Source organism: Elusimicrobiota bacterium (genome assembly GCA_016218575.1).
Taxonomy (GTDB): domain Bacteria; phylum Elusimicrobiota; class Elusimicrobia; order UBA1565; family UBA9628; genus JACRDN01.
Map to the genome: position 1 here is coordinate 187,379 of JACRDN010000014.1, position 26,512 is coordinate 213,890.

At 63.4% G+C, this 26,512-nt stretch carries 24 protein-coding genes, 2 tRNA genes and 1 pseudogene; 16 read left to right on the forward strand and 11 right to left on the reverse strand.

Going from position 1 to position 26,512, the window contains the following annotated elements:
* The first annotated feature begins 8 nt into the window (after nucleotides 1–8).
* The 3 genes from mdh to HY921_04745 are packed head-to-tail and all read left to right on the forward strand — an operon-like array spanning nucleotide 9 to nucleotide 2,452.
* Complete coding sequence (mdh, locus tag HY921_04735; protein ID MBI5630175.1) at nucleotides 9–938, forward strand: malate dehydrogenase; 930 nt, start codon at nucleotides 9–11, stop codon at nucleotides 936–938.
* On the forward strand, nucleotides 939–1,727 hold the full coding sequence (locus tag HY921_04740) for a type III pantothenate kinase (protein MBI5630176.1): 789 nt from the start codon (nucleotides 939–941) through the stop codon (nucleotides 1,725–1,727).
* The gene (locus HY921_04745) at nucleotides 1,724–2,452 is read left to right on the forward strand and encodes a hypothetical protein (protein MBI5630177.1); all 729 of its coding nucleotides are present in this window, start codon (nucleotides 1,724–1,726) and stop codon (nucleotides 2,450–2,452) included. The genes HY921_04740 and HY921_04745 overlap by 4 nt, the downstream gene beginning before the upstream one ends.
* Before the next feature lie 33 nt (nucleotides 2,453–2,485).
* Here the strand turns inward: HY921_04745 and smpB are convergent, their stop codons facing one another.
* Complete coding sequence (smpB, locus tag HY921_04750; protein ID MBI5630178.1) at nucleotides 2,486–2,965, reverse strand: SsrA-binding protein SmpB; 480 nt, start codon at nucleotides 2,963–2,965, stop codon at nucleotides 2,486–2,488.
* 84 nt (nucleotides 2,966–3,049) lie between these two features.
* Here smpB and HY921_04755 point away from each other — a divergent pair.
* From HY921_04755 to HY921_04770, 4 genes and pseudogenes are all read left to right on the forward strand, one after another.
* Nucleotides 3,050–3,133, forward strand: a tRNA-Leu gene (locus tag HY921_04755).
* Nucleotides 3,134–3,482: 349 nt separating this feature from the next.
* Entirely contained in the window at nucleotides 3,483–4,532 is a 1,050-nt protein-coding gene (locus HY921_04760) for a hypothetical protein (protein MBI5630179.1), read from the forward strand.
* Nucleotides 4,533–4,751: 219 nt separating this feature from the next.
* Nucleotides 4,752–4,865: pseudogene (locus tag HY921_04765) on the forward strand (prepilin-type N-terminal cleavage/methylation domain-containing protein).
* A gap of 407 nt (nucleotides 4,866–5,272) precedes the next feature.
* Nucleotides 5,273–6,049 (forward strand): prepilin peptidase, encoded by a 777-nt coding sequence (locus HY921_04770; protein ID MBI5630180.1) that lies wholly within the window; start codon nucleotides 5,273–5,275, stop codon nucleotides 6,047–6,049.
* Here the strand turns inward: HY921_04770 and HY921_04775 are convergent.
* The 3 genes from HY921_04775 to HY921_04785 all read right to left on the reverse strand — a co-directional run bounded on the left by HY921_04775 (nucleotide 6,003) and on the right by HY921_04785 (nucleotide 9,007).
* Nucleotides 6,003–7,466 carry a hypothetical protein gene (locus HY921_04775; GenBank protein ID MBI5630181.1) on the reverse strand — a complete coding sequence of 488 codons (1,464 nt, stop codon included), beginning with the start codon at nucleotides 7,464–7,466 and terminating at the stop codon, nucleotides 6,003–6,005. The genes HY921_04770 and HY921_04775 overlap by 47 nt on opposite strands.
* Nucleotides 7,453–8,886 (reverse strand): hypothetical protein, encoded by a 1,434-nt coding sequence (locus HY921_04780; protein MBI5630182.1) that lies wholly within the window; start codon nucleotides 8,884–8,886, stop codon nucleotides 7,453–7,455. The genes HY921_04775 and HY921_04780 overlap by 14 nt, the downstream gene beginning before the upstream one ends.
* Before the next feature lie 34 nt (nucleotides 8,887–8,920).
* Nucleotides 8,921–9,007, reverse strand: a tRNA-Ser gene (locus tag HY921_04785).
* A gap of 46 nt (nucleotides 9,008–9,053) precedes the next feature.
* Between HY921_04785 and HY921_04790 the strand changes: the two genes are divergently transcribed.
* From HY921_04790 to HY921_04805, 4 genes are read left to right on the forward strand one after another with little or no spacing between them, the layout of a single operon-like run.
* Nucleotides 9,054–9,314 (forward strand): PqqD family protein, encoded by a 261-nt coding sequence (locus tag HY921_04790; protein ID MBI5630183.1) that lies wholly within the window; start codon nucleotides 9,054–9,056, stop codon nucleotides 9,312–9,314.
* Nucleotides 9,311–10,462, forward strand: a complete 1,152-nt coding sequence (locus tag HY921_04795) for a radical SAM protein (protein ID MBI5630184.1) — start codon at nucleotides 9,311–9,313, stop codon at nucleotides 10,460–10,462. The genes HY921_04790 and HY921_04795 overlap by 4 nt, the downstream gene beginning before the upstream one ends.
* Nucleotides 10,459–11,607: a glycosyltransferase family 2 protein gene (locus HY921_04800; GenBank protein ID MBI5630185.1), complete on the forward strand. Its 1,149-nt coding sequence runs from the start codon at nucleotides 10,459–10,461 to the stop codon at nucleotides 11,605–11,607. Before HY921_04795 ends, HY921_04800 begins: the two co-directional genes overlap by 4 nt.
* Nucleotides 11,604–15,695 carry a right-handed parallel beta-helix repeat-containing protein gene (locus HY921_04805; protein ID MBI5630186.1) on the forward strand — a complete coding sequence of 1,364 codons (4,092 nt, stop codon included), beginning with the start codon at nucleotides 11,604–11,606 and terminating at the stop codon, nucleotides 15,693–15,695. Before HY921_04800 ends, HY921_04805 begins: the two co-directional genes overlap by 4 nt.
* Here HY921_04805 and HY921_04810 read toward each other — a convergent pair.
* The 6 genes from HY921_04810 to HY921_04835 all read right to left on the reverse strand — a co-directional run bounded on the left by HY921_04810 (nucleotide 15,602) and on the right by HY921_04835 (nucleotide 21,096).
* Entirely contained in the window at nucleotides 15,602–16,705 is a 1,104-nt protein-coding gene (locus HY921_04810) for a hypothetical protein (protein MBI5630187.1), read from the reverse strand. The two genes, HY921_04805 and HY921_04810, sit on opposite strands and share 94 nt — an antisense overlap.
* Nucleotides 16,702–17,697 (reverse strand): glycosyltransferase, encoded by a 996-nt coding sequence (locus HY921_04815; protein MBI5630188.1) that lies wholly within the window; start codon nucleotides 17,695–17,697, stop codon nucleotides 16,702–16,704. The genes HY921_04810 and HY921_04815 overlap by 4 nt, the downstream gene beginning before the upstream one ends.
* Nucleotides 17,675–18,679: a glycosyltransferase gene (locus tag HY921_04820; GenBank protein MBI5630189.1), complete on the reverse strand. Its 1,005-nt coding sequence runs from the start codon at nucleotides 18,677–18,679 to the stop codon at nucleotides 17,675–17,677. Before HY921_04820 ends, HY921_04815 begins: the two co-directional genes overlap by 23 nt.
* A 137-nt stretch (nucleotides 18,680–18,816) precedes the next feature.
* Nucleotides 18,817–19,431: an acyl transferase gene (locus HY921_04825; protein MBI5630190.1), complete on the reverse strand. Its 615-nt coding sequence runs from the start codon at nucleotides 19,429–19,431 to the stop codon at nucleotides 18,817–18,819.
* The gene (locus tag HY921_04830) at nucleotides 19,415–20,776 is read right to left on the reverse strand and encodes a sulfatase (protein MBI5630191.1); all 1,362 of its coding nucleotides are present in this window, start codon (nucleotides 20,774–20,776) and stop codon (nucleotides 19,415–19,417) included. Before HY921_04830 ends, HY921_04825 begins: the two co-directional genes overlap by 17 nt.
* Nucleotides 20,773–21,096 (reverse strand): hypothetical protein, encoded by a 324-nt coding sequence (locus tag HY921_04835; GenBank protein MBI5630192.1) that lies wholly within the window; start codon nucleotides 21,094–21,096, stop codon nucleotides 20,773–20,775. Before HY921_04835 ends, HY921_04830 begins: the two co-directional genes overlap by 4 nt.
* A 59-nt stretch (nucleotides 21,097–21,155) precedes the next feature.
* On the opposite strand from HY921_04835, the gene HY921_04840 reads away from it, so the two are divergent.
* From HY921_04840 to HY921_04855, 4 genes are all read left to right on the forward strand, one after another.
* Complete coding sequence (locus tag HY921_04840; GenBank protein ID MBI5630193.1) at nucleotides 21,156–22,691, forward strand: hypothetical protein; 1,536 nt, start codon at nucleotides 21,156–21,158, stop codon at nucleotides 22,689–22,691.
* Complete coding sequence (locus HY921_04845) at nucleotides 22,688–23,482, forward strand: sterol desaturase family protein (protein MBI5630194.1); 795 nt, start codon at nucleotides 22,688–22,690, stop codon at nucleotides 23,480–23,482. Before HY921_04840 ends, HY921_04845 begins: the two co-directional genes overlap by 4 nt.
* A gap of 34 nt (nucleotides 23,483–23,516) precedes the next feature.
* Entirely contained in the window at nucleotides 23,517–24,308 is a 792-nt protein-coding gene (locus HY921_04850; protein MBI5630195.1) for a hypothetical protein, read from the forward strand.
* Between the two features lie 171 nt (nucleotides 24,309–24,479).
* On the forward strand, nucleotides 24,480–25,145 hold the full coding sequence (locus HY921_04855) for a sterol desaturase family protein (GenBank protein ID MBI5630196.1): 666 nt from the start codon (nucleotides 24,480–24,482) through the stop codon (nucleotides 25,143–25,145).
* Here the strand turns inward: HY921_04855 and HY921_04860 are convergent.
* Complete coding sequence (locus tag HY921_04860) at nucleotides 25,075–25,890, reverse strand: UbiA family prenyltransferase (protein MBI5630197.1); 816 nt, start codon at nucleotides 25,888–25,890, stop codon at nucleotides 25,075–25,077. The genes HY921_04855 and HY921_04860 overlap by 71 nt on opposite strands.
* Nucleotides 25,891–25,942: 52 nt before the next feature.
* On the opposite strand from HY921_04860, the gene HY921_04865 reads away from it, so the two are divergent.
* Entirely contained in the window at nucleotides 25,943–26,389 is a 447-nt protein-coding gene (locus tag HY921_04865) for a sterol desaturase family protein (protein MBI5630198.1), read from the forward strand.
* Nucleotides 26,390–26,512: the final 123 nt, after the last annotated feature.

Below are 26,512 nucleotides of genomic sequence, written 5' to 3' on the forward strand. Positions count from 1 at the left end.
AGAAAAATATGAGAAACAAAGTAACCGTCGTCGGAGCCGGAAACGTCGGCGCCACTCTCGTCCAAAGGCTGGCCGAGATGGAGATCTGCGACGTGGTGGCCGTGGACATTCCCCAGACCGAGGGGATGCCGGCGGGCAAGGCCCTGGACATCGTGGAGTCGGCCCCCGTCTACGGCTACGACTCGCGCGTGACGGGGGCCACGAGCTACGAGGCCACGGCGGGCTCCGACATCGTGGTCATCACGGCCGGGATCCCAAGAAAGCCCGGCATGAGCCGCGACGATCTCTTGAACACCAATGCCGGGATCGTCAAGGCCGTGACCGAGCAGGTGGTCCGCCAATCCCCGAACTGCATCCTCATCATCGTCTCAAACCCTCTCGACGCCATGTGCCTGGTGGCCCTGCGGACCTCGAAGTTCCCCAAGCATCGCGTCATCGGCATGGCTGGGGTGCTCGACTCGGCGCGCATGCGCTCCTTCATCTCGGAGGCCCTCGATGTCTCCATGGAGAGCGTCCACGCCATGGTCTTGGGCGGGCACGGCGACACCATGGTGCCGATGCCGCGCTTCTCGACCGTGGCGGGAATCCCGATCACGGAGCTTCTGCCTAAGGAGAAGATCGCGGCCATCAATGCTCGCACCCGCGACGGGGGGGCCGAGATCGTGAAGCTCTTGAAGACCGGCTCGGCCTATTACGCCCCCGCGGCCTCGGCAGCCGAGATGGTCGAGTCCATCTTGAAGGACAAGAAGAAGGTCCTGCCCTGCGCGGCCTATCTCGAGGGGGAGTACGGCATCGAAGGGGTCTTCGTGGGCGTGCCGGTCAAGCTCGGCGCGCGCGGCATAGAGCAGATACTGCAGCTCAACCTTTCGGTCGAGGAGCGAGTGGAGCTCCAGAAATCGGCCTCGGCGGTCAAGGAGCTGTCGGCCGCCCTTAAATAATTGGCCCTGCTTGCTCTCGACGTCGGCAACACCAATATCACGGTCGGGGCTTTCATGGGGGGAAAGCTCTCGGCCGAGTGGCGTTTTGAGACCGAGCCGGCGGTCTCCGCGGCGGCCTTGGGACGGGCCTTGGCCAAGGAGGCCGCGGCCCGCGGAGTCGCCGTGGACGCGGTCGTCTACGCAAGCGTGGTGCCTTGTGTGGACCGCGCCCTGGAGGGCGCGGTCTGGAAGAGCTTTTCCCGGAGAGCCGTGGCCGTGACGCCGTCCGCCCCGCTCGGGATAAAGTTCAAGGTGGAGTGCCCCGAGCAGGTGGGGGCGGACCGGATATTGAACGCCTTGGCCGCCTTCGAGCGCGCCCGGGGGCCGGCAGTGGTGATCGATTTCGGAACGGCCACGACCTTCGACTGCGTATCGAGGCGGGGGGACTACCTGGGGGGGGCCATCCTGCCGGGGCCGCGCCTGAGCGCCCGGGCCTTGGCCGAGGGCACGGCCCAGCTTCCCCTGGTGGAGATCCGACGGCCTTGCCGCGCCATCGGCAAGGAAACGGTCGAATGCATTCAAGCCGGGCTTTACTTCGGTTATTTGGGCATGGTTGAGAAAGTCCTCAAGGAGACTTTGCGCGAGATGAAGCCGGAGGCTCGGGGGCTGAAGAAGGTCCAGGTGATGGCCACGGGTGGGCTTTCGGGCCTTTTCCAGAGGGACTGGCCCCGGTCCATTCCCCTCGTCCCAGACCTGACTTTGCAGGGCCTGCGCATCGCTTATTCCAGAATAATCGGGAGCCAACTATGAACAGGAAAATCATTTGCGCCGCCCTTCTGCTGATCTCGACCCCGGCTTTGTGGGCGGACCAGTACGGGGCGTTCCAGCGGCTTGCCGACAGCGGCTCGCTCAAGCCCTTCGCCAGGGACCTCGGCGGCGTCCTCGGCTCTGCCACCTTCCACAGCGGCAGAAGCCTGGGCTTCTCCGGCTTTGACATCGGGGCGCGCGGGAGCATGCAGTTCAAGCCCGACAGAAACGACCTGATCCTGCGGAACAACGGCGTCACGGTTTTCGGCTTGCCTTGGGTCCAGGCCGAGGTAGGGATGCCCTTCAAGGTGGACGGCTTCGTGCGCGGGATCAGCTACCAGGGCCTCACCATTGCTGGCGGGGGCCTGCGCTATGGCCTGCTCAAGGTCTCCGACACCCCATGGGCCCCCCAGGTCCTGGTCTCGGGAGTGGGGCACTCCGTGGTGCACCAGCATTTCTCCGCCTCGCATCTCGGGGCGAGCCTCGTGGCCTCGATGGGAACGCCCCAGTTCGTGCCCTACATGGGTGCTGGCTGCGACCGCACTCGCCTGGTGGTGCGTTCCTCGACCTTGGACCCGACCTTGAACGGGGCCGTGGCGACCACCCTCGAGACGCGGTTCACCGCGGGCATGACTTTCAAGCCCTGGCACTTCTTTTACGCCAACCTCGCCTATACGGTCGCGCACGGCCAGGGCGGACTGGAGGGGGGATTCGGGGTGAGGTTTTAGAACGATGGACACACTTCCTGGGGCTAGAGGAATCTAGCCCCTATACTTCCCTTTAAAGCTCTTCTCGGCCTCGCGGGCCGCGTCTTTTTTCTTCAAATCTTCTCGCCGGTCGGCTCCCCTCTTGCCGCGGGCCAGCGCCAGGCTCACCTTGGCCCAGCCGCGCTTGAAGTAGACCTCGAGCGGGACCAAGGTCAGGCCCTTGGTCTGGAGCTTTCCAGAGATCCTCTGGATCTCGCCCTTGTTCAGGAGCAGCTTGCGCGCCCGGCGCGTGTCCAAGGACGGGTCCGAGCTGTGCTGGTAGGGGGGAATGTAGAAATTAAAGAGGAATAGCTCGTCCTTGTCCTGGCGCCCGAAGCAGCCGTCGAGGGAGGCCCGCCCCGCGCGCAGGGATTTGACCTCGGGGCCGGCCAGGCTTAGTCCCGCCTCGTAGGTTTCCAAAATCTCGTAGAATTGCCGGGCTTTGCGGTGGGTGGCGACGGGGATCACGTCCTCGGCATCCTTTTGGCGCTTCATATTTAGTAAAATAGTTTAACAAAAAAGAACGCGCGGCCCCCTCTGCGGCTGCGCGCCTCCCCGCGGGGGAGGCTTGCGATTATAGGGCAGGTGGCGGAATTGGCAGACGCGCACGGCTCAGGACCGTGTGGCCGCAAGGCCTTGGGGGTTCAAGTCCCCCCTTGCCCATGTCGCTTCCCTCCCCGTGGGGAGGGAAGCAGTCGAGAGGGGGGGGACTTGAACTTCTTTTATACTTTGCAGGCTAGGGCCTGCAAAGCCCCCCTTGCCCATGTCGCTTTCCTCCCCGAAGGAGGAGGAAAGCAGTCGAGAGATGGGGGACTTGAGCTTCTCTTGTACTTTGCAGGCTGAGCATTTTCTTGACCGACTTATCCCCAAAACTTCGCGGGAAATTTTTGTGGACAACTTTCCTCCCCAAAAGTGGTAGGTCCTTTGTATCGCCCCAAATAGGCCGAAAGGCCCATCTCAGCCGTTCCGCATAAAAGGCAATCTCTTCACAGCGAAACTCTGTGGAGGGACAGTGAAGAAAAAATACCTAATTGTCGCAGTTCTGTTGCTTTTGAGCGGTACTTCAAACCTGGCCCCAGCTCGGGCCCAGTCCTGCCGGCTCTACGCGGGCCGCTTCGGCTACGAGCTTCTGGCCGAGATTGACAACGGCGTCGTCTACCGCGACCGCAGGGAGGCCATTGCCCATATCTATGACGACAAGGTCTACAAGGGCCACTACGGCTACGACGCCATTTTTCACATCGATGACAATGTTTTTCACAAGGGGGCTTACGGCTACGATCCTTTTGCCCGCTTGGATGACGGGGTGCTCTACCGGGGTCGCTGGGGCTACGACGCCATGGCCCACTTCGACGACGGGGTCATCTACCGCGGCCGCTGGGGCTTCGATGCCTTGGGCCACGGCGAGTCCTGCGGCAATCGCGAGCTTGCCATCTTGACCTTGCTCCTCGGTTTGGCTCCCGCCGATGAGATGCTGCGGGAGGCCGCGGCGGGCGTGTCCGTCATCAAGGGCATGGCGGGCACGAGGTACATGGAGCTGGAGATCGATCGCGGGGGCCCCCAGCCCTACATACGCGAGCTTTCGGACCGGGCCTGGCGGGAAGTGGCGCTGGCCGTGAAGGACCGCGCCATAGTTGGCTACGTGGGCGGCGTCGAAACCAGCTTGGATAAGGGCGTCGCGCCGGATGGTTCCACGCGCCTGGAGGGCCATACCCAGGGGCGCGATTACGCGGCTCTGGTAAAGCCCGGAAAGGGAGGGCTTTCGGGCCGGGCCTGGATTAAGGCTTCCGGACGGGAGCTAGCACCCATCCAGTTGAACCTGGAGTACGACGAGAGGGGAATAAGGTCATCGGCGGGTTCGACCATGGACGTGAGTCTGGTCTACGAAAAGCGCCACACATCCCTTGAAGGCTACAGTTTCTTGAGCGGCCGGCTCGGCCGGGAGCGCATCGACCTTCTCCTTTACAGGATATCCGTTCCGGACATCCTCGAGCACTTGTACCTCATCCTCGACTTGGAGACCCCGGTCGAGCTGCGCTCCACGACCCAGACTCCGCTGTGAACCTGGGGCTCTCGAAGACTATGTCCCAGGAGATCGCCGCGGCGGCGGCCGAGTCGCCAGCCCCTTTTAGGCCTGTGCGCAGATTGCTATTGACAAGGTTGCGCGTTCCTTTTATAATTGCCAAGAAGTTGTAGCGGTGCCCTTAGGGCTATATTGGTGCGTGCCGGGATATGGACTGTTTACCCTGGATTATGATACCGGTACAAAAGGGGGTATAGCATGAGAGCACAGAAGAGCAGCAAAAGACTCAAGGCTTCGGGTTTCACGCTCATCGAGTTGATGATCGTGGTTGCAATCATAGGTATTTTGGCGGCTATCGCCATCCCGAAGTTCGCGCAGCTGATTCGCAAGTCGGGCGAGGGTGCTTCGAAAGGGAACCTGGGTTCCATCCGTTCGGCGCTCAGCATCTACTACGGAGACATGGAGGGCCAGTATCCAACGGATATGGACTCTCTCACCATCAGCGGCAAGTACCTGAGTTCCGTTCCCGTGGCCAAGGCCCCGAACTACCACTCGGACGCCTCCACCGTAACGGCGGGCACGACCTCGGCGGACGCGGGCGGCTGGCTGTACAACAATACGATGTCTAACGCCAACCTCGGAACCGTGTGGGTCAACTGCACGCACACCGACACCAAGGGCAGCGTCTGGACGACGTACTAATTCAGCAAAGACCGTAGAAAAGAGGCTCCCGGCGCAAGCCGGGAGCCTCTTGCTCTTGCTGGAGGGACCCTCGAGTTATGGGATTTCTTGCGTTCGCGTGGGGAGCGTGCCTGGGGAGCTTCGCCAACGTCCTCATCCAGCGCCTTCCCAAGCAGCAGTCCGTCGTTTCCCCGCGTTCGCGCTGCCCCCATTGCCGCAAGGCCATCGCCTGGCATGACAATCTCCCCGTCTTTAGCTGGCTGGCGCTCAAGGGGCGCTGCCGCTCCTGCCGGGCCCGGATATCGCCCCGCTATCCGGCCGTGGAAGCGGCGGGGGCGCTGCTTTCCCTGGGGCTGTGGCTGCGCTGGGGAGACTTTCCTTGGGTCGCGGCGGCGAGCCTGGCCGCGACGGCTCTTTTGGCCATCGCATTGATCGACTGGGATACCTTCCTCATCCCGGACGAGCTTTCTTTGGGCCTGCTGGTCCTGGGCTGGATCGCGGCTCCCGTCAATCCCTATCTTCTGGAGGGATTTTCCCATCGAATCTGGGCCTTCGCCTGGAGCCTTCTAGGCTCCGCGGTCGGCTTCCTGCTCTGCTGGGGCGTGGCCTGGGTGGGAGAGAAGATATTTAAGCGGGAGGCGATGGGCGGGGGAGACGTCAAGCTCCTGGCGGCCGTGGGGGCCTGGAGCGGGGGCCTGGGGGCCTTCGACTGCCTGATGCTGGGCTCGCTCCTCGGGGCCGCCTACGGCGCGCCCCAGATGCTCCAAGGCCGGCTCAAGCGCTTCGATCCCATCCCCTTCGGGCCTTTCTTGAGCGCGGCCGCTTTGTTCAACCTCTTTTGGCTCCTGCCCTTGGGATTCCCTTTCGCCTATTGATCTTGTAGAGATGGGACGCGTCCCGTTTCGCGACCTCCTCCAGGCCGTAGTCCCTGAAGAATCCTTCCCAGTCGGCGCTTTTCAGAACGCTCGAGGTGATGTAGACCGGAAAGCCTTGGCCGGCCAAGCCGTCGAGCTTCTCGGTCAAGGCTTTCCGGTCGCTGGAGTAATAGCGCATGTTCAGGGGCCGGCGGTGGGCGAAGTAGGGGTAATACACCTGGGCCCGGGCGGTCGCTACAAGCCAGGCCTCCTCCGGAGTCTGGCGCCTCACCCAGAGGGCCTCCTGATACTCCCAGTTGCGCTCGGGGTCGCAGTTGGGCTTGATGGAGAAGCGCCAATTGAAAAGCCCCGCCGCCGCGACCCAAGCGGCGAGAACGGAGCCTTGAAGCCGCGGCGGCAGCCGTTCGAGTCCGATGAGGGCCAGGACCCAGAGCGGGATCAGGTCCGCAATCCTGTAGACGATGGTGTATGGCTCCCAACCAACGAAGAGCGCGGCGTAGGAGATAAGCCACGCCAGGCAGAAAATCGCCAGCCTCCGGCGCGGCCCAGCGGCGCCCCTAATAGAGGGAAGGCCGAGGCCCGCCGCGGCCAAGGCCGAGATGGAGAGCAGTAGTGCCGTTATTTGGGGAGCTCCCTCGAGTTCTCTGGAGTCCGCGAAAATATTCAATGTCATCCTCGCCCATTCCTGGAGGTTGTCCCAAGAGTACCCGCCGTGCCAGGAGAAGGACCGGTCGGGCTGGAGGGCCGCGCTGCCCAGTATCCAAAGTCTCCATGCGTGGAGACTTTGGTGTCGTAATAGGGAAAGCGCGCAAAAGGCGTAAGCCCCCACCGCCGTGATGAGGAGGACCGCCGTATAAGTTCTCAGTTTCTTTTTGCGAAGCAAAGTTGCCGCCGCCGGAAAAAACATCGCATGGCCGGCATGCCCCAGGATCGCCATGCCGTGAGCCAGGGCCGCCGCTCGGGGGCGGGGGCTCTGGCTCCATAGCTCCCGGAGCGCGGCCAGTAGAAAGAAAACGCCAAATAAGTAGACCTGGGCTTCGAGGCTCCACAGCCAATAGGCCTGGGAGAATCCCAGCCCCAGGGCTCCCAGAACCGCCAGCGGATACGTAAAGCCCTGGGCCAGGAGGAGGGAGCAGAAGAGGCCTATCCCAGCTCCTCCCAGGAGGCTGTCTAGGACTTGCAGGCAGAAGAGCGCGGGCCCCCTGTAGCCTAACAGCTTCCAGAGCTGGTGGAAGAGCCATCCCGCCAGCCCGTAGGCCAGGTGGTTGCCGTGGACCAGATGGGGAAAATCCGAGAGCTCAACGGCGATCGCGCAGGCCACGCCGTCGAAGTTGTAGAAAGTGGAGTGAAAGCACAAGTAGAAGAGAGAGGCCGCGGCCGCGAGCGCCCAGGGAAGTTGGCCTTTACTGGAGTTCATAGACGCGGCTGCGCTCCCCGGAATTTTCATAAACGAGCTTGAAGAAGCGCTGGTTCTCCAAATTACAGCGGGCTCTTTCCAACATCTGGCCGATCCGCCCGGCCTGGCCCCGGGCTAGGCCCAGGGCCAGGCCTTCTTGCCAGAGGACGAGGCGGGCGCGGTGCCTCTTGAGGAGGTCATGGAACTCCTCGATCCGCGCGGAGTCGGGCAGGGGCAGGCTTGGGCGCCTGGCGTAAAACCCGTCGCGCACGTACAGGGGGCTTGCCAGGATGTCGGACTCAGCGCCGTGGGCTCGTATCCAGGAATAGGTGAGGGAAAGCTCGGGCTCGGCCCATAGATTGGGCTTGAAGAGCCGCGGGATCGAGTGAAAGCCGAGTTGCGCGGCGAGCATGACGGCCAGGACGGGAGCCCTGGCCGGTCCCAAGGCGCGGGCCAGGGCCCAGAGCAGGAAAGGCAGAAGCGTTATAAGGTAGCGCTCATACTGCCAGGCCCAGATCGCGTGCATGAGGAGCGCGCCGACGAGAGCCCAGGCGGCGGGCTCCTGAGGGTCCTTCTTGAGAATCCGTTTGAGTCCTAGAAGGCTCGCGCCAAAAAGGAGGAGCCCCGCGGCCATCGCCGCCGGGCCTTGGCCCCACGCGGGCGGAAAATAGCAGGAACCCCAAGAGGACAGATAGAAGCCCGCGTTTTCGCGGGAGACTTGAAGAATATCCAGCCATCGCCGTCCGCCGTACGACAGGCCAAATTCCCCGAGCTCCTGCACCGAGCCGGACCTGTTCCAGGACCAAAGCGCCCAAAGCCCCAGCCCGAGCAAGGGCGCAAGGAGAAGCCGTAGGGCTTGCCGCCATCGCCCGCCCGCCAAGGCCCGAGCGACGGCGGCGGGGAGCAGTGAAATTCCGGCCGGCCGTATTTGCGTCAGGGCCAGGAGAAGCCCGCCCCCGGCCCAGCCAGAGCCGGTCGGGGCGTCCAGGGCCGCGAGCAGGAGAAAGACCAGGAGGAGGTAGGGAATCTCGCTCATCACGGTCCCGGCTTGGCTCAGCACGATGGGGCTCGAGGCGAAGACGAGGCAGAGCAGGGCGGCTGAGGGCTCTTTTTTGCGCCGCAGCCAAAGCCAGAAAAGCCACGGGCTCAAGGCCATGAGGAGAGTCGAAATAATCTGGTAGGCCGCGAAATTCTCTCCGGCTAGGAAAGTCACCGGCAGGAGCAGAAGCGGCAGGCCGGGAATGACGAAGGTCAGGGGCGGCAGGCCGGGGCTCGTGAAGAGACGGTAGCGGCCTTGGCTCAAGGCGTGCGAGGCGATGACGTAGAGGAGGTCGTCTTGCTGGCGGCCGAGGTACTGGGCCGGGGCGCTTACCAGCGCCAGGAGGCTGGCCAGGCCCAGGGCCAGGACTTCCCAAAGGCGGATCCGCCGATCCTGTTTCAAAGGTTATTTTAGAATTCGCCGGGGAAAGCGCCGGCGGAAAGGGGGGGATTCGAACCCCCGAGGGCTGTTACACCCTACACGATTTCCAGTCGTGCCGTTTCAACCGCTCACGCACCTTTCCGCAAAGCCGGACGGCGAAATTATAGCTAAATTTGATAAATTAAGGCGTGACATTCAAGCATTCCTCCAACGTGGCATGGCGCCGGGTCCAGGGCGAGGCCGTAATACTCAACCTGGAAAACAGCGTCTACTATTCGCTCAATGACCCCGCCGCCTCCATCTGGGATCTGTTGGTCAAGGGCGAGCCCGCCGAGAATATCGTGGATAAGCTCTTTGGCGAGTACGAGGTGGCGCGGGCCGAACTGCGCCGGGACGTGGACGAGCTCGTGGAGGAGTTGAGCCGGGAAGGCTTGATCCAGGCGCTATGAGCCCGGAGTCGTCGCGCCTGGTGTTCAAGCAGCTCGATGAGTGGGTGGGGGCGGGGCTCAAGGCCCTCGAGGGATGCTGCGACCCCGAGCCCATCCGCGAGCTGCACCTGGAGATCACCCACCGTTGCGACCTCAAGTGCGTGATGTGCCACCATTGGGAGATGCCCTCGCGCGATCCGGGCTCCCTGGCGCGACAGTTGAACCCGGCCGAGATCGAGGCATTCATTTCCCGATCGGAGCTCCTTCGCGGCGTGCGCACCGTTGTAGTGACCGGCGGCGAGCCCTGGACCCGGCCGGACGCCCCGCAAATCGTAGCGCTCCTGCGCCGGCTTTACCCTGAGGCCTCTTTGGGGGTGCTCACCAATTTCTGGAACGCGGAGCTCTTGAGGCGCAAGCTCCTGGAAGCGGAAGCTCTCGGAGCCTCCGGTATTTGGCTGGGATCCTCCTTGGACGGCCTCGAGGAGACCCATGACCTCGTCCGAGGACAGAAAGGGGCTTTCCATGGCTTTAGGCGATCCCTTGAGATGCTGCGCCGGGAATTCCCGAATATCCGGGCCAGCGTTAATTTCACCATCACTCCCAGGAATCACCGGGATCTTTGGGCCGTCTACCGATTCGCCCAGGAGGAAGGCCTGGGCTTCGGCTGCCAATTCGTGGTCAATCACGAGGGCTACCAGGCCCCGGAGCGCTTCCAATGGCAAAGCGCGGAGTTGGACGAGGTCGAGTCGCAGATAGACCGGGTGCTTGCGGACATAGCGGCTCGCCACGGGGCCTTGGAGCGCTGGCTGACGCGTCCCGCGCCCGAGTCGCACGGACTTTGGATCCAGCTCCTCTATTGGCGCTATCTGCGCCGGCACGGGCGGGGTTCGCCCAGGTTTTTCGATGACTGCATGGCCGGCCGGCGCTACGCCATGCTGGATCCGGAGGGAAATCTCTTCTTCTGTCCGGTCAACAAAAACAAGCATGTCGGCAACGTCAGAAACGCTCCCTTCGACCGGATCTGGAGCTCGGCCCGTGCCGAGGCGCTGAGGGGCGAACTGCGGCCCTGCCAATGCCGCTGCTGGCTCAACTGCATCGCCAACCCGGTCTTGGACCGTGTGCTGCGCGCCGCGTGGTCGGATATTTCCCCGGCTCCCGCTCATTCATGAAAAAGAGGAGAGTGCTCGTTCTTCTTCCCTCGTCTGCGTCCCCCTTCCGCGGCTGGCGGGGACTGCTCCTGCGCGAGCTCGGCAAGGACTGGGAGCTCGATCTCCTGGCCGTGGCCCCTGGAAGGGCCGCGGGCTTTCTGAGCCAGGCCTCCGGCGCCGAGTATGCCGCGGCGGTGGTCGTGGGCGAGAATTGGCCGCTGCAAATTCTCGAGGGGATGAAATGCCCGCTCGTCCGGGCTTCTTTTGGCAGGAGCGCTCCCTGCGCGGAGCATATATTTTCGGACGTTTGGAATTTCAGCCCAGGCCGAAGGCCTAGGCTTACAAAGCGCCTGCTCAAGCTCGCGGCGGCGCGCCGGGCCCCGGCCACGGCCTTGACAAGCCTCATCATCCCTTGCTTTAACCAATGGAAATACACCCGCCAGTGCCTGGATTCGGTGCTCGCGTGCACCCGTAAGCCCTACGAGATCATCATCGTGGACAACGGTTCGACCGATGGGACCGCGGCCCAGGCCAAAAAGATTCCCGGCGTGCGCCTCATCCGCAATCCGGAGAACCTGGGGTTCGCCAAGGCGATCAACCAAGGCATGGAGAAGGCCAAGGGCCGCTATCTGGTATGGCTCAACAGCGACGTGGTCGTGACTGCGGGCTGGCTCGAGGGGCTCATTGCCTGTGCCACGCGCTTGCCCCGGATCGCGGCCGCGGGCCCCTGCACCAACGAGACCGTGGGCTTTCAGCTCGTGCCGGGAGCGGGCTACCAGGGGCTCAAGGAGCTGCCCCTGTTCGCCCAGGCCTGGGCCCTCAAGCACCAGGGCCAGGCGCTCTCGGTTCCCCGCTTGACCGGCTTTTGCCTGCTTCTCAAGCGTGAGGCGGTCGCCAAGGTCGGCCTTCTCGACGAGCGTTTCGGCCGGGGCTGCTACGAGGAGTACGATTATTGCCTGAGGCTCAGGCAAGCGGGCTATGAGCTTGCCTGCGCGCAGGACGTTTTCGTGCACCATTTCGGTCATAAGAGCTTCGGGAGCTTCGAGGCCATGGCGGCCCAGGCCCGTGCCAACCGCGACGTGTTCCTCGACAAATGGTGCCGCAAGTCCTTGAGCTTCTTGGACGAACTCGATCCGGAAGCCGCCCAGAAAGCCTCCGCCCCGTGAATCCGGTCGAGCCGGGCCTGCGCGTGCGCAGCGATTCCATGCGCTTCCTGATAGAGCCCGGCGACCTGGTCTATTATCGCCGAGCCGGGCTCGAGAGCCTCTCCGTGGGCGACGTGGCGGTGATCCTCCATTGGGAAAAAGGGGAAGCCGACTATCTAGTGCACCGCCTTTGGGGGCGATTCAAGAGGGAGGGTGTTTCGCATGGGCTCACCAAGGGCGACGTGAAGCTGTCCTTTGATCCGTCGCTTCCCGAGAATTCCTTCATTGGAAAAGTTGTGGCCGTGCGGCGGGGCAGGCGCTGGATCAGGCTCGACAGCGCCAAGGCGCGCGCCATTGGGGCAGTTCTCTCGGTGCCGGCCGCTGGCCTGCACCAGCTTGCCATTAAACCGTTCTCACGCCTCTCGGGAGCCGGAGCAGCGGGCAGCGCCTTGGCCCTCTGCCATTGCCTTGTCTCCCGCCTGTGGGACCGGCATCTTCCCGACTTGGCGGCGCGCCTTTTGGCCGGCGAGGCTCCCGAGGGCGCGCCGAGCGAGGACCTTTCCGCGGAGCGGGAGATTTTCGGCATCGTCGAGGAGGGAGCCTCCTGGTCGGGGAAGGTCCGCCTGCTCGGAGACGTCTACGTCCCGCCCGGCGTCACGCTTGAAATTCTTCCCGGGACCGAGATCGGCTTTGCGCCCGAGTCGCTCTGCACCAACCATCACGGGCGCTACGCGCGTAGTGCGGGGCGCTGCCGCATTTTGGTGGCGGGCCGCTTGAAGGCCGAGGGCGAGGCCGCGAGCCGGATACGCTTCGGCGGGGGCGAGCCCTGGGGGGGAATCCATTTCATGCCGGGCTCGAGCGGCTCCTTGGCCCGCGCGGACGTGTCGGGAAGCGAAATCGGAGGAGTCAACGGCTTCGGCCGGGCCGGCCTTTTTCTCAGGGAGGTGAGCTTCAAGCGCAACGCCTGGGGGATTTCATGGCGGGGCGGGACGTTGAGCATGGAGGATGGGCTCTTCGAGGATAACGTCGTCGGCATAGCCTTGTCGTTGGGGACTCTCTCCTGGAAAGGAGGGCGGCTCAAGGGCGGAGAGTCCGGCCTTGAGCTCCTCAACCGCTCGCGCGCCAAGCTCGAGGGCGTGCGCTTGGATAATGGCCGCGGGCATGGCGCGACTATCTCGGGCGGGTGTCTGACGGCCCGCGGGTCTATATTCCTAAGCCACGCAGGCGCAGGACTGCTCGTCAAGGCCGGCGGCCGAGCGGAGCTTTCCGGGTGCGTCTTGGAGAAAAACGCATGGGGCTTGTCCCTCCAAGAGGGGCTAGCTGAGCTTCAGGATTGTCGGGTCCTCGATAATGGCCGAGCCGGAGTTGTCCTGAGTCCGCCCGCCGAGGGCGCAGGCTCTGCGCGTCTGCAATGGAGGAAGGGAGAGCTCCGGGGGGGCGGCACGGGCTTGGAGCTCTCGGCCAACGCTCGGGCCGAGATACAGGATGTGATCGTGGACAATTGCCTGCGCCACGGCGTCGCGGCGGTCGGGGGGCGCTTGACGGCGCGCGGCTGCGTATTCTCCGGGCATGGCTCGGCGGGAGTCCATGCCTCGGGAAGCGCCCGCGTGCGCTTGGAGCGATGCTCCCTGGAGCGCAACGCCTTCGGTTTTTCTCTCGCTCAAGGGCGGGGGAACCTGGAAAACTGCGAGTTTTCAGACAACACCTCGGTCGGGATATCCCTTTCCGGGGGGCGCCTCAAGGCCAGGGGCGTCCGGATCCGGGACCATCCCGTCTTGGCAATGAGCGTGGCCGGAGGAGAGGCGGAGCTTGCCGGCTGCGTCATGGAGGGCAACCAGGCGGCCATCCGCGCATCGCAAGGGCGCCTGCGCCTGCTCGCCGGAATTGTCCGAGGTGGAGGCATCGGGCTCGAGGTTGCGGCTCAAGCCCACGTCTTCCTTAAAAAATCCTCCTTTGAAGACTGTCGTGGCCATGGCGTGAGCCTGCTGGGCGGGGCCTTGGAGGCGCGACGCGGCCGTTTCCGGGGCTGCGGGGGGGCCGGGCTTCATCTGGCCAAGAACGGAGCCGCTCGACTTTCCACATGCCGCTTCGAAAAAAACGCGTTCGGAATCGCGGTGGAGGAAGGACGTGCGGAGTGCTCTTCCTGTGAAATACTGGAGTCGGGGCGGGCCGGGATCAGCCTGGCCGGCGGCCGAGCCCGCCTGGCGTGGAGCGGCGGACGTGTCCTGGGGGGGGAGGTCGGTGTCGAGGTGGGGCCCGGCGCTTGGGCCCAAGCGCGGCGGTCCCGCGTCGAGAATTGCCGCCGACACGGCGCCCTGGTGTCCGGCGGCGCCCTTGGGGCCGAGAACTCGCTTTTCTTGGGGAATGCGGAGAGCGGAATTTCCGTGGAGAAGGGCGGCGCTCTCGACTTGGCGCGCTGCGGCCTTATGGGCAACTCTTTCGGCCTCGCGGTCGAGGATGGCTCGTCCAATCTGAGCCGGGTGTCGGTCTGTGGCAATTCCCGAGTCGGGGTCAGCTTGGACTCGGGGGTTCATGTCCTCGATCGGGTTGCGGTCAAGGGCAATCCTCAGGGCCTGGCCCAGAGCCCGGCGGCCGCGGTCCGGATCATTGGCGACGGCCTTTTTGACGGCGGCTTTCGGGCGGCGGCGCGGAGAGCTCTGGCTCACGCGGTTTTCAAAGGCGCGGCTTTTCCTCCTCTCCGCTGGATTTTTATCGGCTGGGCCCGGCTGTCTCTTCGCCTTTTAGCGTTTTGGGCGAGGCGCCGGCGAGGCCTCAAGGCCCTCGCGGTGCACCGCAGCTGGACCTCATCGGACTGGCGGCCGGGGACGAGCGACATCGACTTCGTGGCCGTGGCCCGGGAGCTTGGGGAGGAGCGAGGCCTTGAATGGTGCCGTGGTTTTCAGAAGAGCTTGAGGCGGTGGAGGGCCGTGTTTCCCTTCTTCGGAGAAGTTTTGGTCGCGGGGCCGGAGGATTTGGAAGCTTATCTGCGCTGGGGCGGCCGCCGCGCCGCGGAGCTGGGCTCCCGGGGACGGGTTCTCGCGGGCGGATTTCCCCGCCGCCAAAGGGCTTCCTCGAGCATACCCGGCCCGGAATTATTGGGGGAGGCGGCGCACGCCTATACCCGACTCATGCAGTCGTGTCTTTGGAAACGCGGAGCGCGCGCGGGCCTGGCCCGGGTCCAGGCCCAAAAGGCGTTTACCGACGCGATGCGCTACGCCCGCGCCGCGCGGGCGCTATCCGAGCCGCTGAGCCGCGCGGCTTTCGAGGCCGAGCGCTGCCCGCGCTCGGGGCCGCGGCCAGCGCACGCCGCGCTCTGCGCCGAGGCCTTGAGGCAACTGCACCAAAGCGCGCTTTCCCTTCGTCAAGGGCGAGCCGCCGATTCCTCGGCCCCGGGCGGCCTGCATTCGGCGCTGGAGAAAATGGACGCGGAACGCCTAGTGGAGAGAGGCAGGCGCATGAGGCTTGCCTGCGAGCTGCGCCAAGCCCTGGGGGCTTCGTTGACCGGAGGCTCCTGCGACGACCTCTACCGCTCCTATCTGGTCTTGGACGACGATTCCTTGGAGGAGCGCGATCTTCCGCGCCTTTTCACCGCGCTTAGGACGTTCGCCTTGGAGCGTGGGGCGCCCGGGACCTTGCCCATAATCCTGTCCGAGAGCCTGTGGCGGCTATGGAGCCGCCTGCCCTATCTGGAATGTCCGGCGCGCTTTCTTGAAGCCTGCGGCGAGCCCGATCGCGATGGGCTCCTCCTTCCGGCCGGAGCAGGATTTCCCGGACTTTGGCAATACAGCTGGGGCTCGGCGCTTGCCCGCCGCGGCGAGGGCGCTGCACCCGGCCTCCAGGACGCGGCCAAGGAGAGCCTCGCCGCCTTGCGCCTGACCTGGCGCTTCACCAGCGCCGGAGGATGCTTCTCCACGGAGTACGTCCGCCACTACCTCTTGAGCCGAGTCATGGGGCTGAAATTGCTTTTACAGGGGGAGGCCGCGCCTTTCTTCGCGATAGACGAGTTGGCGCGGCTTTACCAGGAGAGATTTCCCGGCGCCAGGCTTCCGGACGCCGAAGGGGTGGAGCTATGGGCCGACAAGCAGTTGCGCGAAGTGGATCTGGAGTAGTTGTTCAGAAATTCCCCGAGGGCCTCGAGATTGCGGCGCGGGTTATTTCCCAGCTGAAATTCATAGGACCGCACTTGCCCAAGGATGCGTCGGGCCGTCTTCAGGCGCGAGAGGGCTATGCCGGTCAGGTTGGAGAGGCCGTAGGGCGAGGGCCGGAGCATGTACTCCGCCATTTGGGCCACCCCATGCCCCAAGACGAGGTGGACGGCCAAGGCCCGGATAGCCATGGGCCATGAGGCCGGGCGCAGGAGGGGCGCTGCCGCGCCGCGCCGCCCTATCAAAAGCCATGAAAGGGGAAGATCGCTTCTTACCTTGTCTCTGAAATAGGTCAAATCCACCAGCTTCTTCACTCCGTAGCGTCGGCGCGTCAATTGCCGCACGTGCCGGGCGGGAAGGCCCGACAGGTCGGCCGAGGGCTGGAATCCGAGGCGGAGGGGAAAGGCCCTAAGCCGGCCGGCGCAATCCACGAGCGGAGTGTCGTCCGAGAGGATGCCGAAGCCTTCCCTCTCCAGCATCTCCAAGGCCATGGTGCTTTTTCCTCCGCCGGAGGGCAGCAATAGGAGCCCTCCGAGGCCACGATGCTCGAAGCCCAGCGCGTGGATTCTGTGGAGTCCGCGCCGGTCGAGCTCCTCTCCGACCCGGGAGAGAGCGGCCAGATACGCGAGCTCATGGAGCCTCTCTGGGCGGACGCAGAATATCTCGCCTCGGCGGGAGCGGTAGTCGTAGAAGGCCCAAGCCTGGTCGCAATAGGAGATAAGCCGTTGGCTTGTTCTTTGCTTGACCAAGAATTCTTTGGTTTTAAAAATGGGAACGCCAGCGTCCGACAGCCTATGGGCTGGCGGCGCCTTCAACCAAAGCCGAATCCCAATGGCGGCAGGCTCCCGGCCGTCCGAAGTGGGGCCGGGCGCCGAGAAGTATTCGAAATCCCTGCGCAGCGGTTCGAGAATCTCGGACGAGTCCGCCTCCACCGAAAGGCTTATTCCGTAAAAGTCGAGAGCGAGGCTCTTCATGGGCGCGAACACAGTCCTCGGGCCAGGCCCAGGGCGTATGAAAGATGGGCCGCCGGAAACAGGACCGCGAGCCAGAGGCCGGCGCGCCAGCGCCTCTGGCGGAGAAGCAGGCGTGCCGACTCGAGCAAAGCGAGGGTGCCGTAAGCCAGTAGGGGTGCTGCGAAGGCCGCCGCGCGCGGAAGAACGGGCCATGCCAGCAGATAGGCTGCAAAGAGGAGGGGAACCGGGATGGCTGGGTGGAGCGAGAGAGGCTTGATTCGGGTGATCTCTCCCCGGCCCTTGCCGCAGAGAAATGTTTGGCGCATGAAGGGAAGAAGGCCGTTTCTTCGCTCGTGGTAAACATACAGCGACGGCGAGAATACCGGAAGGCCCAGTTTTTCCTCCACTTCGAATAGGAGCAAATTCTCCTCGGCGCTGGCGCAGCGGTCTGGAAAGCGCAGGCCGTGGAGCTCGAAAATCTCCCTCCGGAAGGCCAAATTGCATAGGGTGAACTTCCAGCCCGGGGCCGGACCTTCCTCCGAGCCCGGCGAATGCCGCGCCCGCAAGGGGCCGGCTCCAAGCGGCGAGCGCAGGAGAAAGTCCGCCGCGGCCTGGAAGTCGGAGGCTTCCGGGGTTCCCAGGTGGGGGCCGCCCAGGGCGGGCGCTAGGGGATGTCGTCCTGCGGCCTCCAGGACGCTGGAGATAAAGCCCTCCGGGACGACGACGTCGTCATCGAGGAAATAGACGAGCTTCCCGCGGGCTCGGGACGCGGCCAAGTTCCGGGCCAGACCCCGCGGGCTCCTTTCTATGGGGAAGGCCTTAGCCCAAGAGTATTTTGCTGCCAATTCCTCCAAGAGCAGAGGGTTGTCCGCCTCCCTGCCGTTGAGGACGACCAGCGCCTCGACATCGGGACGCGGCATTTCACGAAGGCTCGAGAGGCAGCGCAGGACCGAGGCCAGGCGCCGGTAAGTGAGGATGACAAGGCTGAGCTTAATGGGCGTATAATCGCGCATATTCCGAGGCCCTTCGCTCCCACGTCTGGCTTAGGGCTACCTCTCTGCAGGCTCGGCCTAGGGTCTCGCCTAGACTCTCGTCGCGCCAAAGGGCTTTCATCCCCCGGGCCAGGCTTTTCCAGTCCCCGGGCGTGCAAAGCCAGCCCGACTTTTTATGCTCGATGAAAAGCGCTGCGGCCCCCGTGGCGGAGGCCACGATGGGAGCCGCGGCGGCCATGGCCTCGAGAAGGGCCATGCCGTAGGTCTCGTCTCGGGAAGTGAAGGCGAATAATCGGCATGACTTAAGCGCTGCTTTCAAGCGAAAAGCGGAGGCTAAGCCCTTGAATTCCACATAGCCGTCCAGACCAAGCTTTTCAGCCAAGCCCTGGAAGTGGCCGTTTTGAAAGTCCTCGCCGAAAAGGGTCAGACGGGCCTCCGGATGGGCGTCCAGAAGCTCGCGGAAAGCCCAGAGAAGGATGTCCGTTCCTTTATAAGGGGAAAGCCTCGCTATGGACACCAGGCTCGGCGTCCGGCACCCGCTTCTGGGCTGGAACCATTCCGGGCCCACGCCATTCCCTATGGAAGCGATTTTGCCCCGGGCTTGGGGAAAGTTTGAAACGACGCGCAGCGCCATGGCTGGGGTAAGTGCGGACACGAAAAATGCCCTATCCACTAGATCGGAAATCACTCGGGTCTGCCCCGCGGTCCTGGCTGGGCGGTCCTGGTTGTCCAAGTCCTGGAAAGTGAGGGCCAGGCGCGCGCCGCGCGCCATGGAGCGCGCGAGGAGCCGGCGGCAGGGCCCGGGAAGATGGCCGGTGAAGTGTAGATGCACCATGTCTGGGGAGAAATGGTCTAAAGTTTCGCCTCCCTCATCGGGCGAGAAGGCGCGCGCCATAAACCCCAGGGGGCGCAGGGAGCTCTCCAGCCCATCGAACAAGCGCCGGTACGTGGGGTCCTCCAGGCTCGTGCCCGGCAGCAAAGCGATGCGGCGGGGCTTGCTCAATAGCTGCGGGCCAGAGCTGTCTGGGACAGGGCGCCGTGCTTGGTCAATTTCGGCTTGACGTACTTGCGGCGCTTGTTCGCCTTGCGCTGATTTTCGGAAGGGCTCTTCTTGAACATAATGACTTATTCTATCAAAAATCAGGTTTTGCGAAAGCGCCTGTTGGGGTAAAGGTCGGAGACGATCGGGACGGAGGCTCCGGCCTCTACGCTCGCGCCCGCGGTGAGCCTGGAGGCCGCTCCCACGAAGGCGCCGGCGCCGATCCGGACCTTCTTGATATAGAGCATGTGGCGGTTTTTCTTGGGTTTGATGATGTGGCCAAAGCACACCACCCGGGAGCCGAAAACCGCTCCATCTCCTATATCCATAAGCCCGCGGTCTATGATCCAGATTTGCGGAGCCCAGTAGACGCCCCGGCCCACCGAGCTTCCCCAGAGCCTGAGCCACAGGCTGAAGAGGCCCGGCGCCAGGAGAAGGGGGCCTTCCAGGCCGGGGAACACATTGTAGACGTCCTGGATGTAATTGGACGCCAGCCATGGGGAATAGTCCTTTTCGGAGAAGTAGAAAAGCCCCTCGCGGATGGGATGAAAGAGGTTGAGGAGTCGCCAGGTGAGCAGAGGCGCGGCGTAGAGAATGAATGCAAGATGGAAAAGCCGCGTCGCCGATGGGGCGAGGAGCAGTTCCCAAGCACCAACCCCCGCCCAGAATAGTATGAGCGCCGGATACCAGCGCAGAAATTTATTGAGCGGGTGCATTAGAGCTCGCGCCCGCGTGGATTTCCGGGAGGTAGACGCCGGCCAGCTCCAAGAATTTGGCGGGCTCCGAGTCGGCGCGGTTTTTTTTCTCCAAGGGATCGGCGCTTAGATCGTAGAGCTCCCAGCCTTGGCCGGTCCGGGCCAGCTTCCATCCGCCCTTGACCAAGGTCCAGCTCCAGCCCGAACCCCGGCCGGCGACGTCCGCGGCGTAGGCCCAGGCCCTCGCCGGCCGGGCGGCCTTGCCCATGATCTCGGCCGATCGGTCGAGGCCCTGCATGCCTTCCGGGATCGGGACGCGGGCGAGCGACAGGAGGGTCGGGCCTACATCCATGAGCATGACCGGGGCCTTGATCCTTCGCCCTTTAGGCGCGCCGGGAACCCTTATGAGGAGGGGTACGCGCAGCAGGCTTTCATGCAAGTCCGCCAAAGGGTGAGACAGGGTAGGGCTGGAGTGCTCCACCGCGTCTCCCAGGTGCTCCCCGTGGTCGGCGCTCGCGATCCAAATGATCCCGCCCCTCGGGCGCGCCGATTCCAGCTCCCTTTTGAGGATGGAGAATTCCCGGTCCATGTAATTCAGGCAGCCGTCGTAGTGGGCGGTGAAATGGGCGATGTTTTTCGGGTCGGCCTGGATGCGGGCCATGAGGCTTTGGAGCTTGGGATTGGGAGAATTTTCCGGAGAGGGCTCATTGTAGAAGCGGATCACCTCGAGAAGCTTCTCCAAGGTCGGCTCGGCGTACAGCTCCTGGTCCACCTCGTGGACGGGGCCCGAGTAGTCGGGCTCGAATTGCTCCCGGTAGGCCTTGGGGCAGTAATACGGAAGGTGGGAATTAAACGCGTGCATCCAAAACAGGAAAGGGCGGGGGTCGCCGGCGTCGGCCCATTCCAAGACTTCCTTTCTAATTTTTTCGAGCGGCTCTCCGACCCAGAACGGCCTTACGGTCTCAAAGTCGCGGGTCAGCCCAAGAGCGGATTCTCCGGGCATGCCCGCGACAAAAGCGGCGGTGCGGTAGCCGCTTTGCCGAAAAGCCTTGACGAAGGTGGCAAGCCCAGGGTCCAGAATGGGCTTTAGGATGTTGCAGGCATGGGCCTCGGGGTAGCGGGAGGTCAGCAACGTGGCCAGGCTCGGGGCCGTCCAAGGGGCCTGTGCGTAGGCCCGCTCGAAGAGAGCGCCCTCCTTGGCGAGCGCGTCCAGGAATAGCGGGGTGGTCTTTCGGCGGTAGCCGTAGCAGCCTGCGTGGTCGGCTCTGGCCGCGTCCCAAGTGACGAGGACCACGTCCGGTCTCGACTCGGCCACGGCCGTCGGAATGGTCCCCAGGAGGAAGAGGAGCAGTCCCAGGGAGCTCATCGCGTGTAGCCGATGCGGCGCAGGGACTCTTCCACGTCTTTCGAGCTTGCCGGCGGCTTCGCCTTCGCCGGATCTTGGCGCAGCCGGTCCAGGAGCATCTTGGCCAAGGCGCAGGCCGCGGCGGGATTTGCCTTGATGGCGTCGCGCGCCTGCCCGGGGTCGGCCTTGAGGTCGTAGAACGCGAAGCCCGAACCCGGCTTCCAGACGAGTTTTAGGGAATCCCTCTCGATGGAGTATCCACCGTTCGCGGACTTGATCTCGACCGCGGCCTGAAGCGGCCCGAGCAGCAGCAGCGCTAAAAATCCAGAGGAAAGGCTCATGTCTCGCTGATTGCCCAAGATCGGCAGCTTATGATATGTTAACGAGGACTCCTCCCACAATGGGGAAAAAAGGAATTTTCCTTCTCGGCATCGCCTGGCTCCTGGCGCTCGAGCTGCTCGGACTCCTCCTCTACGGCGCCCTGCTGGGCTATCCCCTGGTCTGGGACGACCACACCTTCGTGGAGGAGCAGTCGTTTTTGGGGGAGCCCAGGAATCTTAAGTTGGTGCTCGACCCGCGGAGCTTGATCACTCCCCTGCCCGTGAGGGGTTCGGCCCGCCCTCTGTGGTTGGCCTCCATCCTGGCCGACCGGGCGGTCTATGGAGAGCGGCCATGGGGCCTTCGCTTGACCGGCGTTCTTTGGCATGGTCTGGCGGCTTTTCTTGTGCTGGCCCTGGCGTGGCTCCTATCGGGCCGCGGATTGTTGGCCGTTGCCGCGGCCCTCTTATTCCTCTGCCACCCGGTCCACGCGGAGGCCGTGGCTCTTGTGAGCTACCGCTGCGATTCGATGGCTTTTGTCTTCGCGGCGTTCGCGCTTTTCCTGTATAGGCGCGGCTGGCGAGCGGCTTCGCTCGCGGCGTTCGCGGCGGCTCTCCTGTCCAAGGAAAGCGCGGTGGTTTTTCCGGCCCTGGTTCTTCTTTCCGATTGTATATTCCCGGAGGACGGCAGGCCTCCGAAGAGCCGGGCCGCCTATCTCGCCGCGGCCGCGGCTCTCCTCGTCTTGTTCCTTGGCTTCCGCGCGCCTCGCGCGGGCTACCGCCTCGACGCCGGCGGAGACGTCTTCAGCCGCTTGGCTCAAGACAGGCCGGGTCTTTTCTCTTTCTTCTCCCGTCCCTCGGGGTTGGGAAGACCTCCGGAGCCCCCGCCGCGCCCCAAGGCCGCGACCCCGGGCTGGATGTCGGGCTACTACCGCGACCCCGCGACTCGCCTGCGGACCTCGCTCGCGGTTTGGAGCGACGAGGTTCGGCTCCTTCTCTGGCCGCGGCGCCTGCAGGCCGACTACGCGCCGCGGCCGGCGCAGGATTGGGGAGACCGGCGCGTCATTTCAGGGCTCCTCCTTCTGGTGCTTTTACTCGGAGCGGGCTGGCGCCTTAGGAAATCCCAGCCTGTTTTAAGCTTTGGACTTCTCTGGATACCCATCAGCCTCACCCCAGTCAGCGGCATGTTTCTACTGCGCAACCTCGAGGCCGAGCGCTACCTGTTTCTGCCCTCTGCCGGCGCGTGCCTGGCGGCGGCCGCGGTCCTGTCGAAGGCATGGGACGCGGGCCCTTCGTCAAGGAAGGCCGCGGGCGGCGCCCTGGCCGCTTTATTGATCCTGGGGGGTGTCCGCTCGTGGAGCCGCGCGCGCGATTTCCGCGGGGACATAGAGCTGCACGAGGCCACGGTGCGGGCCGATTCCGGCGTCGCCCGGGCTCACGCGGCCTTGGCCGAGGCCTACGCCCGCGCGGGGCGCTGGGACGAGGCAGAGAGGGAGATCGTCAGGGCCTTCGAGCTCTGGCCGGGCTACGGACTGGCGCGCGAGAAATTCAGGGAAATGGCCCGCTCGCGTAATTCGCATGTGTTCGACGCCGCGCTGCTGAGTTTGGGTCCGCCGTGAGGATATGGATTCTGCGCAGCGGCGCGGTCCTGGCCTTCCTCGCCTGCGCCATGATCCTGTTGGCCGGGGCCGAGCGGCTTTATCCCCAGCGCCCGTGGCTTAAACCCCAGGCTCCGCGCTTGCGGGCGAACTTGGCCATGGGGGCCTTCATGGTGTTTATGGAGCAGGCCTTCAATTTGGCTTTTCTGGCTCCCGCGTTGTTTTTTTTCGAAATCCGTTCCTGGGGCCTGCTTCACTGGCTGAGGCTGGCCCCGGCGGCGCGCTTGGCCGCGTCTTTCCTGGTCCTAGACCTGGCCTTCTATGCGGTGCATCGGGCCCTGCACGAGGTCCCTTGGATGTGGCGCTTTCATAGAGTGCACCACTCGGACCGGGACATGGACGTCACCACGGCACCCCGCTGCCATCCCGGGGAATTCGCCATAGAATTGTCGGCGCGCCTGGTTTGCGCCTGCCTCATGGGGGTGAGCTTCCCGCAGGCCAGCGCCTACTGCCTGGCCGCGCCCGTCTTCATCTATTTCCAGCACTGCAATTTCAGTTTGCCGGGGAACGTGGAGCTCCGGTTTAAGCTCGCTTTCACCACCCCGGACATGCACCGCGTCCATCATTCCACGCGGGGAGAGGAAAACCATTCCAACTACGGCATCATCCTCTCGGTGTGGGACCGCTGGCTCGGGAGCTTCCGGGAAGGCCCCAAGCAGTCTTCGATCGAGATCGGCCTGCCCGAGTACTCTAAGCGTGAGGAGCTGGGCCTGGGGCGTCTGCTTAGGATGCCTTTCGAGCCGGGCGATTGACAGGGCGGCCCGTTTGTTATACCTTCGAGTCGCTATGCGGGCGAGCGGCTCCGGATTGATCGCGGCGATTCTTCTTGCTTCTTCTTTGGCCTGGGCCCAGGCGGATGCTCCCTCCATGGTGGATTTGTCCAAGCCGGAATCCCTGCCGCTGGCCTGGAAAAACGATATCGGGGAGCAGCGCGTCGTCTACGATTCCAAGAACTATCACCGAATCCTGCTGACAATAGTATTTCCCAAACGGGAAATTCCAGCGGTGATCGCCAAGAATGAGACGCTGTTTTTCGCCATGGAGAGGGGAAGCTACCGCCTTCTCAACGGGCGTGTCGTTTCGCACGAAGCGGGAGACGTTAGCGTTTTCGGCGCGATGTCCCTTATGGAGGCCGGCGTCCTAGAATCCGAAAAGTCGGATTGGGGATTGCGAGTGCAGGTGCCTCGGTATGCGGACGCGCTTGCCTCCGGCAAGGATGTTGAGGTCCTGCGCAGGCAAGGCAAGCCCCTCCCCCAGGGATATAACGCTTACTCTCTCATGAAGGATGGGCTGGGCAAGGATGCCGCGAAGCCTTTCTCGATCAGGCGCCTTGTCGCCGGCAATAAGGTGTCTGCCGGCCTTTTGACCGTCAGAAAGGCGGTCAAATGGCTGGGTCCGGTCAAAAAGGAGCTGCTTTGGATCGTCTTGGACAATGGAGCGACCATCAACCTCAACGGGCGGCTTTTCCGGGCCAGGCGCGATCATTTGATCCGCGTGCCGGCGGGATTCAACGGGATCGTCAGCATCTCGCCCTCCGGAGGCGTTTTCTCGGCGCTCCAAATCGAGATTTCAAGATGAGCGGCTGTGTTCTCTGAGGCGCTCTACTTCTTCGGCCCTCTCCTCCTTTTCTGGACATGCGAGCAAAAGTGGGGCTATCGTCCGGCGCCCGACTCGCAGCTGATTCGCTGCGGGCGCAATATATTCTTATCTTTCTGCATCTTCACCCTGGACTGCGCTGTTGGTCTTTGGATGTTTCCATTCCTTCATTGGTTCAGCGGCATGGGCCTCGGCCTGCTGCCTCTTTTGGGGATCGGCTTCTGGGGCAATGTCTTGGCGACGATCGTGTCGGTCGATTTGACGACGTTCCTATTCCACAGGCATTTTCACCGCAACCCTTTATTATGGCGCATCCATATGGTGCATCACATGGATTCCCAGATGGACGTCACCACTGGCTTCCGCTTCCATGTCGCTGAGCACGCCCTTTTCCTCCCAGTGCGTTTCGCGGTCATGGTTGTTCTTGGCTCCACGTGGATTTCCGCGGCGGCGGCCGGGGTGTTCCTTCTGGTCCTGATCTACTTCCAGCACTGCAATTTTAGGCTCCCGATCGGCGTGGAAAGAATGACCCGATTGGTATTCACCACTCCGGACATGCACCGCGTCCATCACTCCGCGCTCAGCCAGGAAACGAATTCAAACTATGGGATCATATTCTCGTTTTGGGACCGCTGGCTGGGCAGTTACCGCGAAATCGACGACCAGGACTCGATCAAGATCGGCCTCCCGGATTTTCCGGATCCCGGCAATCTGACGCTGCTGGAGCTCCTGGGCCTGCCTTGGCGCCTTAGGCCAGGCAGGCCAGGACAGCCGCCGTCTGCGCCAGGATCAGGGCGTGGAAATAGAGTCCTTGCTTGAATTCGATGGACCCTGCCGCGAAGATCAGGGTAATCAGGGAGTTGGCTTTGGTGGGCGTTCCGGCGGCCATGGCGGGCCACAGGAGGTTGAAGGACATCATGGCGCAGATCAATGCCACGGTCGCGGGGGCCCCCCAGAGGGCCGGCAGAGTATTCACTCCGGCCGCGGCGTCTCCCCGCGCGTCCCTGATGTCCCAAAGCAAGCCAGTGGCGGCGATCACGAGCGCCGAGGGATAGGCTCTTAGCCAGCAGCGCCAAAGGAGCTCGAGGTTCAGGGGGTGCTTGAGCATTAGAGGGACGACGACGACGGTCCAAAAGACGCAGGCGGTCATGGTAGCCGTTTTTGTCCAGGCGCTGTTCTTGAGACGAAAGTCCGTTCCGTCCCAGGGCCGGCTGTAAAGAATCCCCAAAAGGCCTATTCCCAGGTAAGATCCCCAGACCCGTAGAGGGGCTTTGGCCCATAGATAAATGAAAGGGATGAGGAACAGGCCTAGGCTCCCGACTCGGACGGCGGGCTTTTGTCTTTCTTCCAGGCATTCCCCTGGAGAATTGATCCTATCCTCGACATCGTCCCAGATCATGTTGAACAAATAAACGGCCGCGGCCAGGCAGGAGAAGCACAGCCCAGCCGCGGCGAAGCCCGGCTTGATCGCCCCGTGCATGACTGAGACGGAGTTGAGAAAGGCGAGAAAATAGAGGGCGATCAGGTGCAGGCGATACTTGAACGCGAAATTGGCCCAGGCCATCGTTCAGCGGGGATGCTCCGCGCATCCTATCATTTTCTGGTAGGATGTCCGCATGCACTTCGTTCTCTGCAATTGGGTTTTCGCCGCCGGGCTTGTATTCTTCATGGCTTTGGAGCGCATTCGCCCCTGGCGGCCTCGGCGGGCGGCCTTCCTTCCCCGGTGTCTTACGAACTTCGGTTTGGCGGGCCTCAATACCTTCATCGATCCCGGGTTGAGCGTGTTTATCCTGCTTCCCCTTCTGCGGCGGCTTCAAGAGGGCGGGTGGGGCTTTCTCAACTTGGTTTGTCTAGGACCATGGGCCAACATAGTGCTGACCCTCTTGTTCGTGGACTTAAGCCAGTACTGGGTCCACCGCCTCTCCCACGAAACGCCGCTTGTCTGGAGAATCCATAAAGTCCATCACAGCGACCTCGACTTGGACGCCACCACCGGCCTGAGATTCCATTTCCTCGACAGGCTCCTGTACATCCTGAGCGACACCGGGCCGCGTCCCGTTTGATGGAGAAAAAGCAAAAAGCGTAACCTTTGGTTGAGGAAATCAAAAGAGGCCAGCTTGAACTGGCCCACCAAGGAGGTTACGCTCAAATGAAGAATAGCAAAGAGGTGGTCACCCAGGGAAATG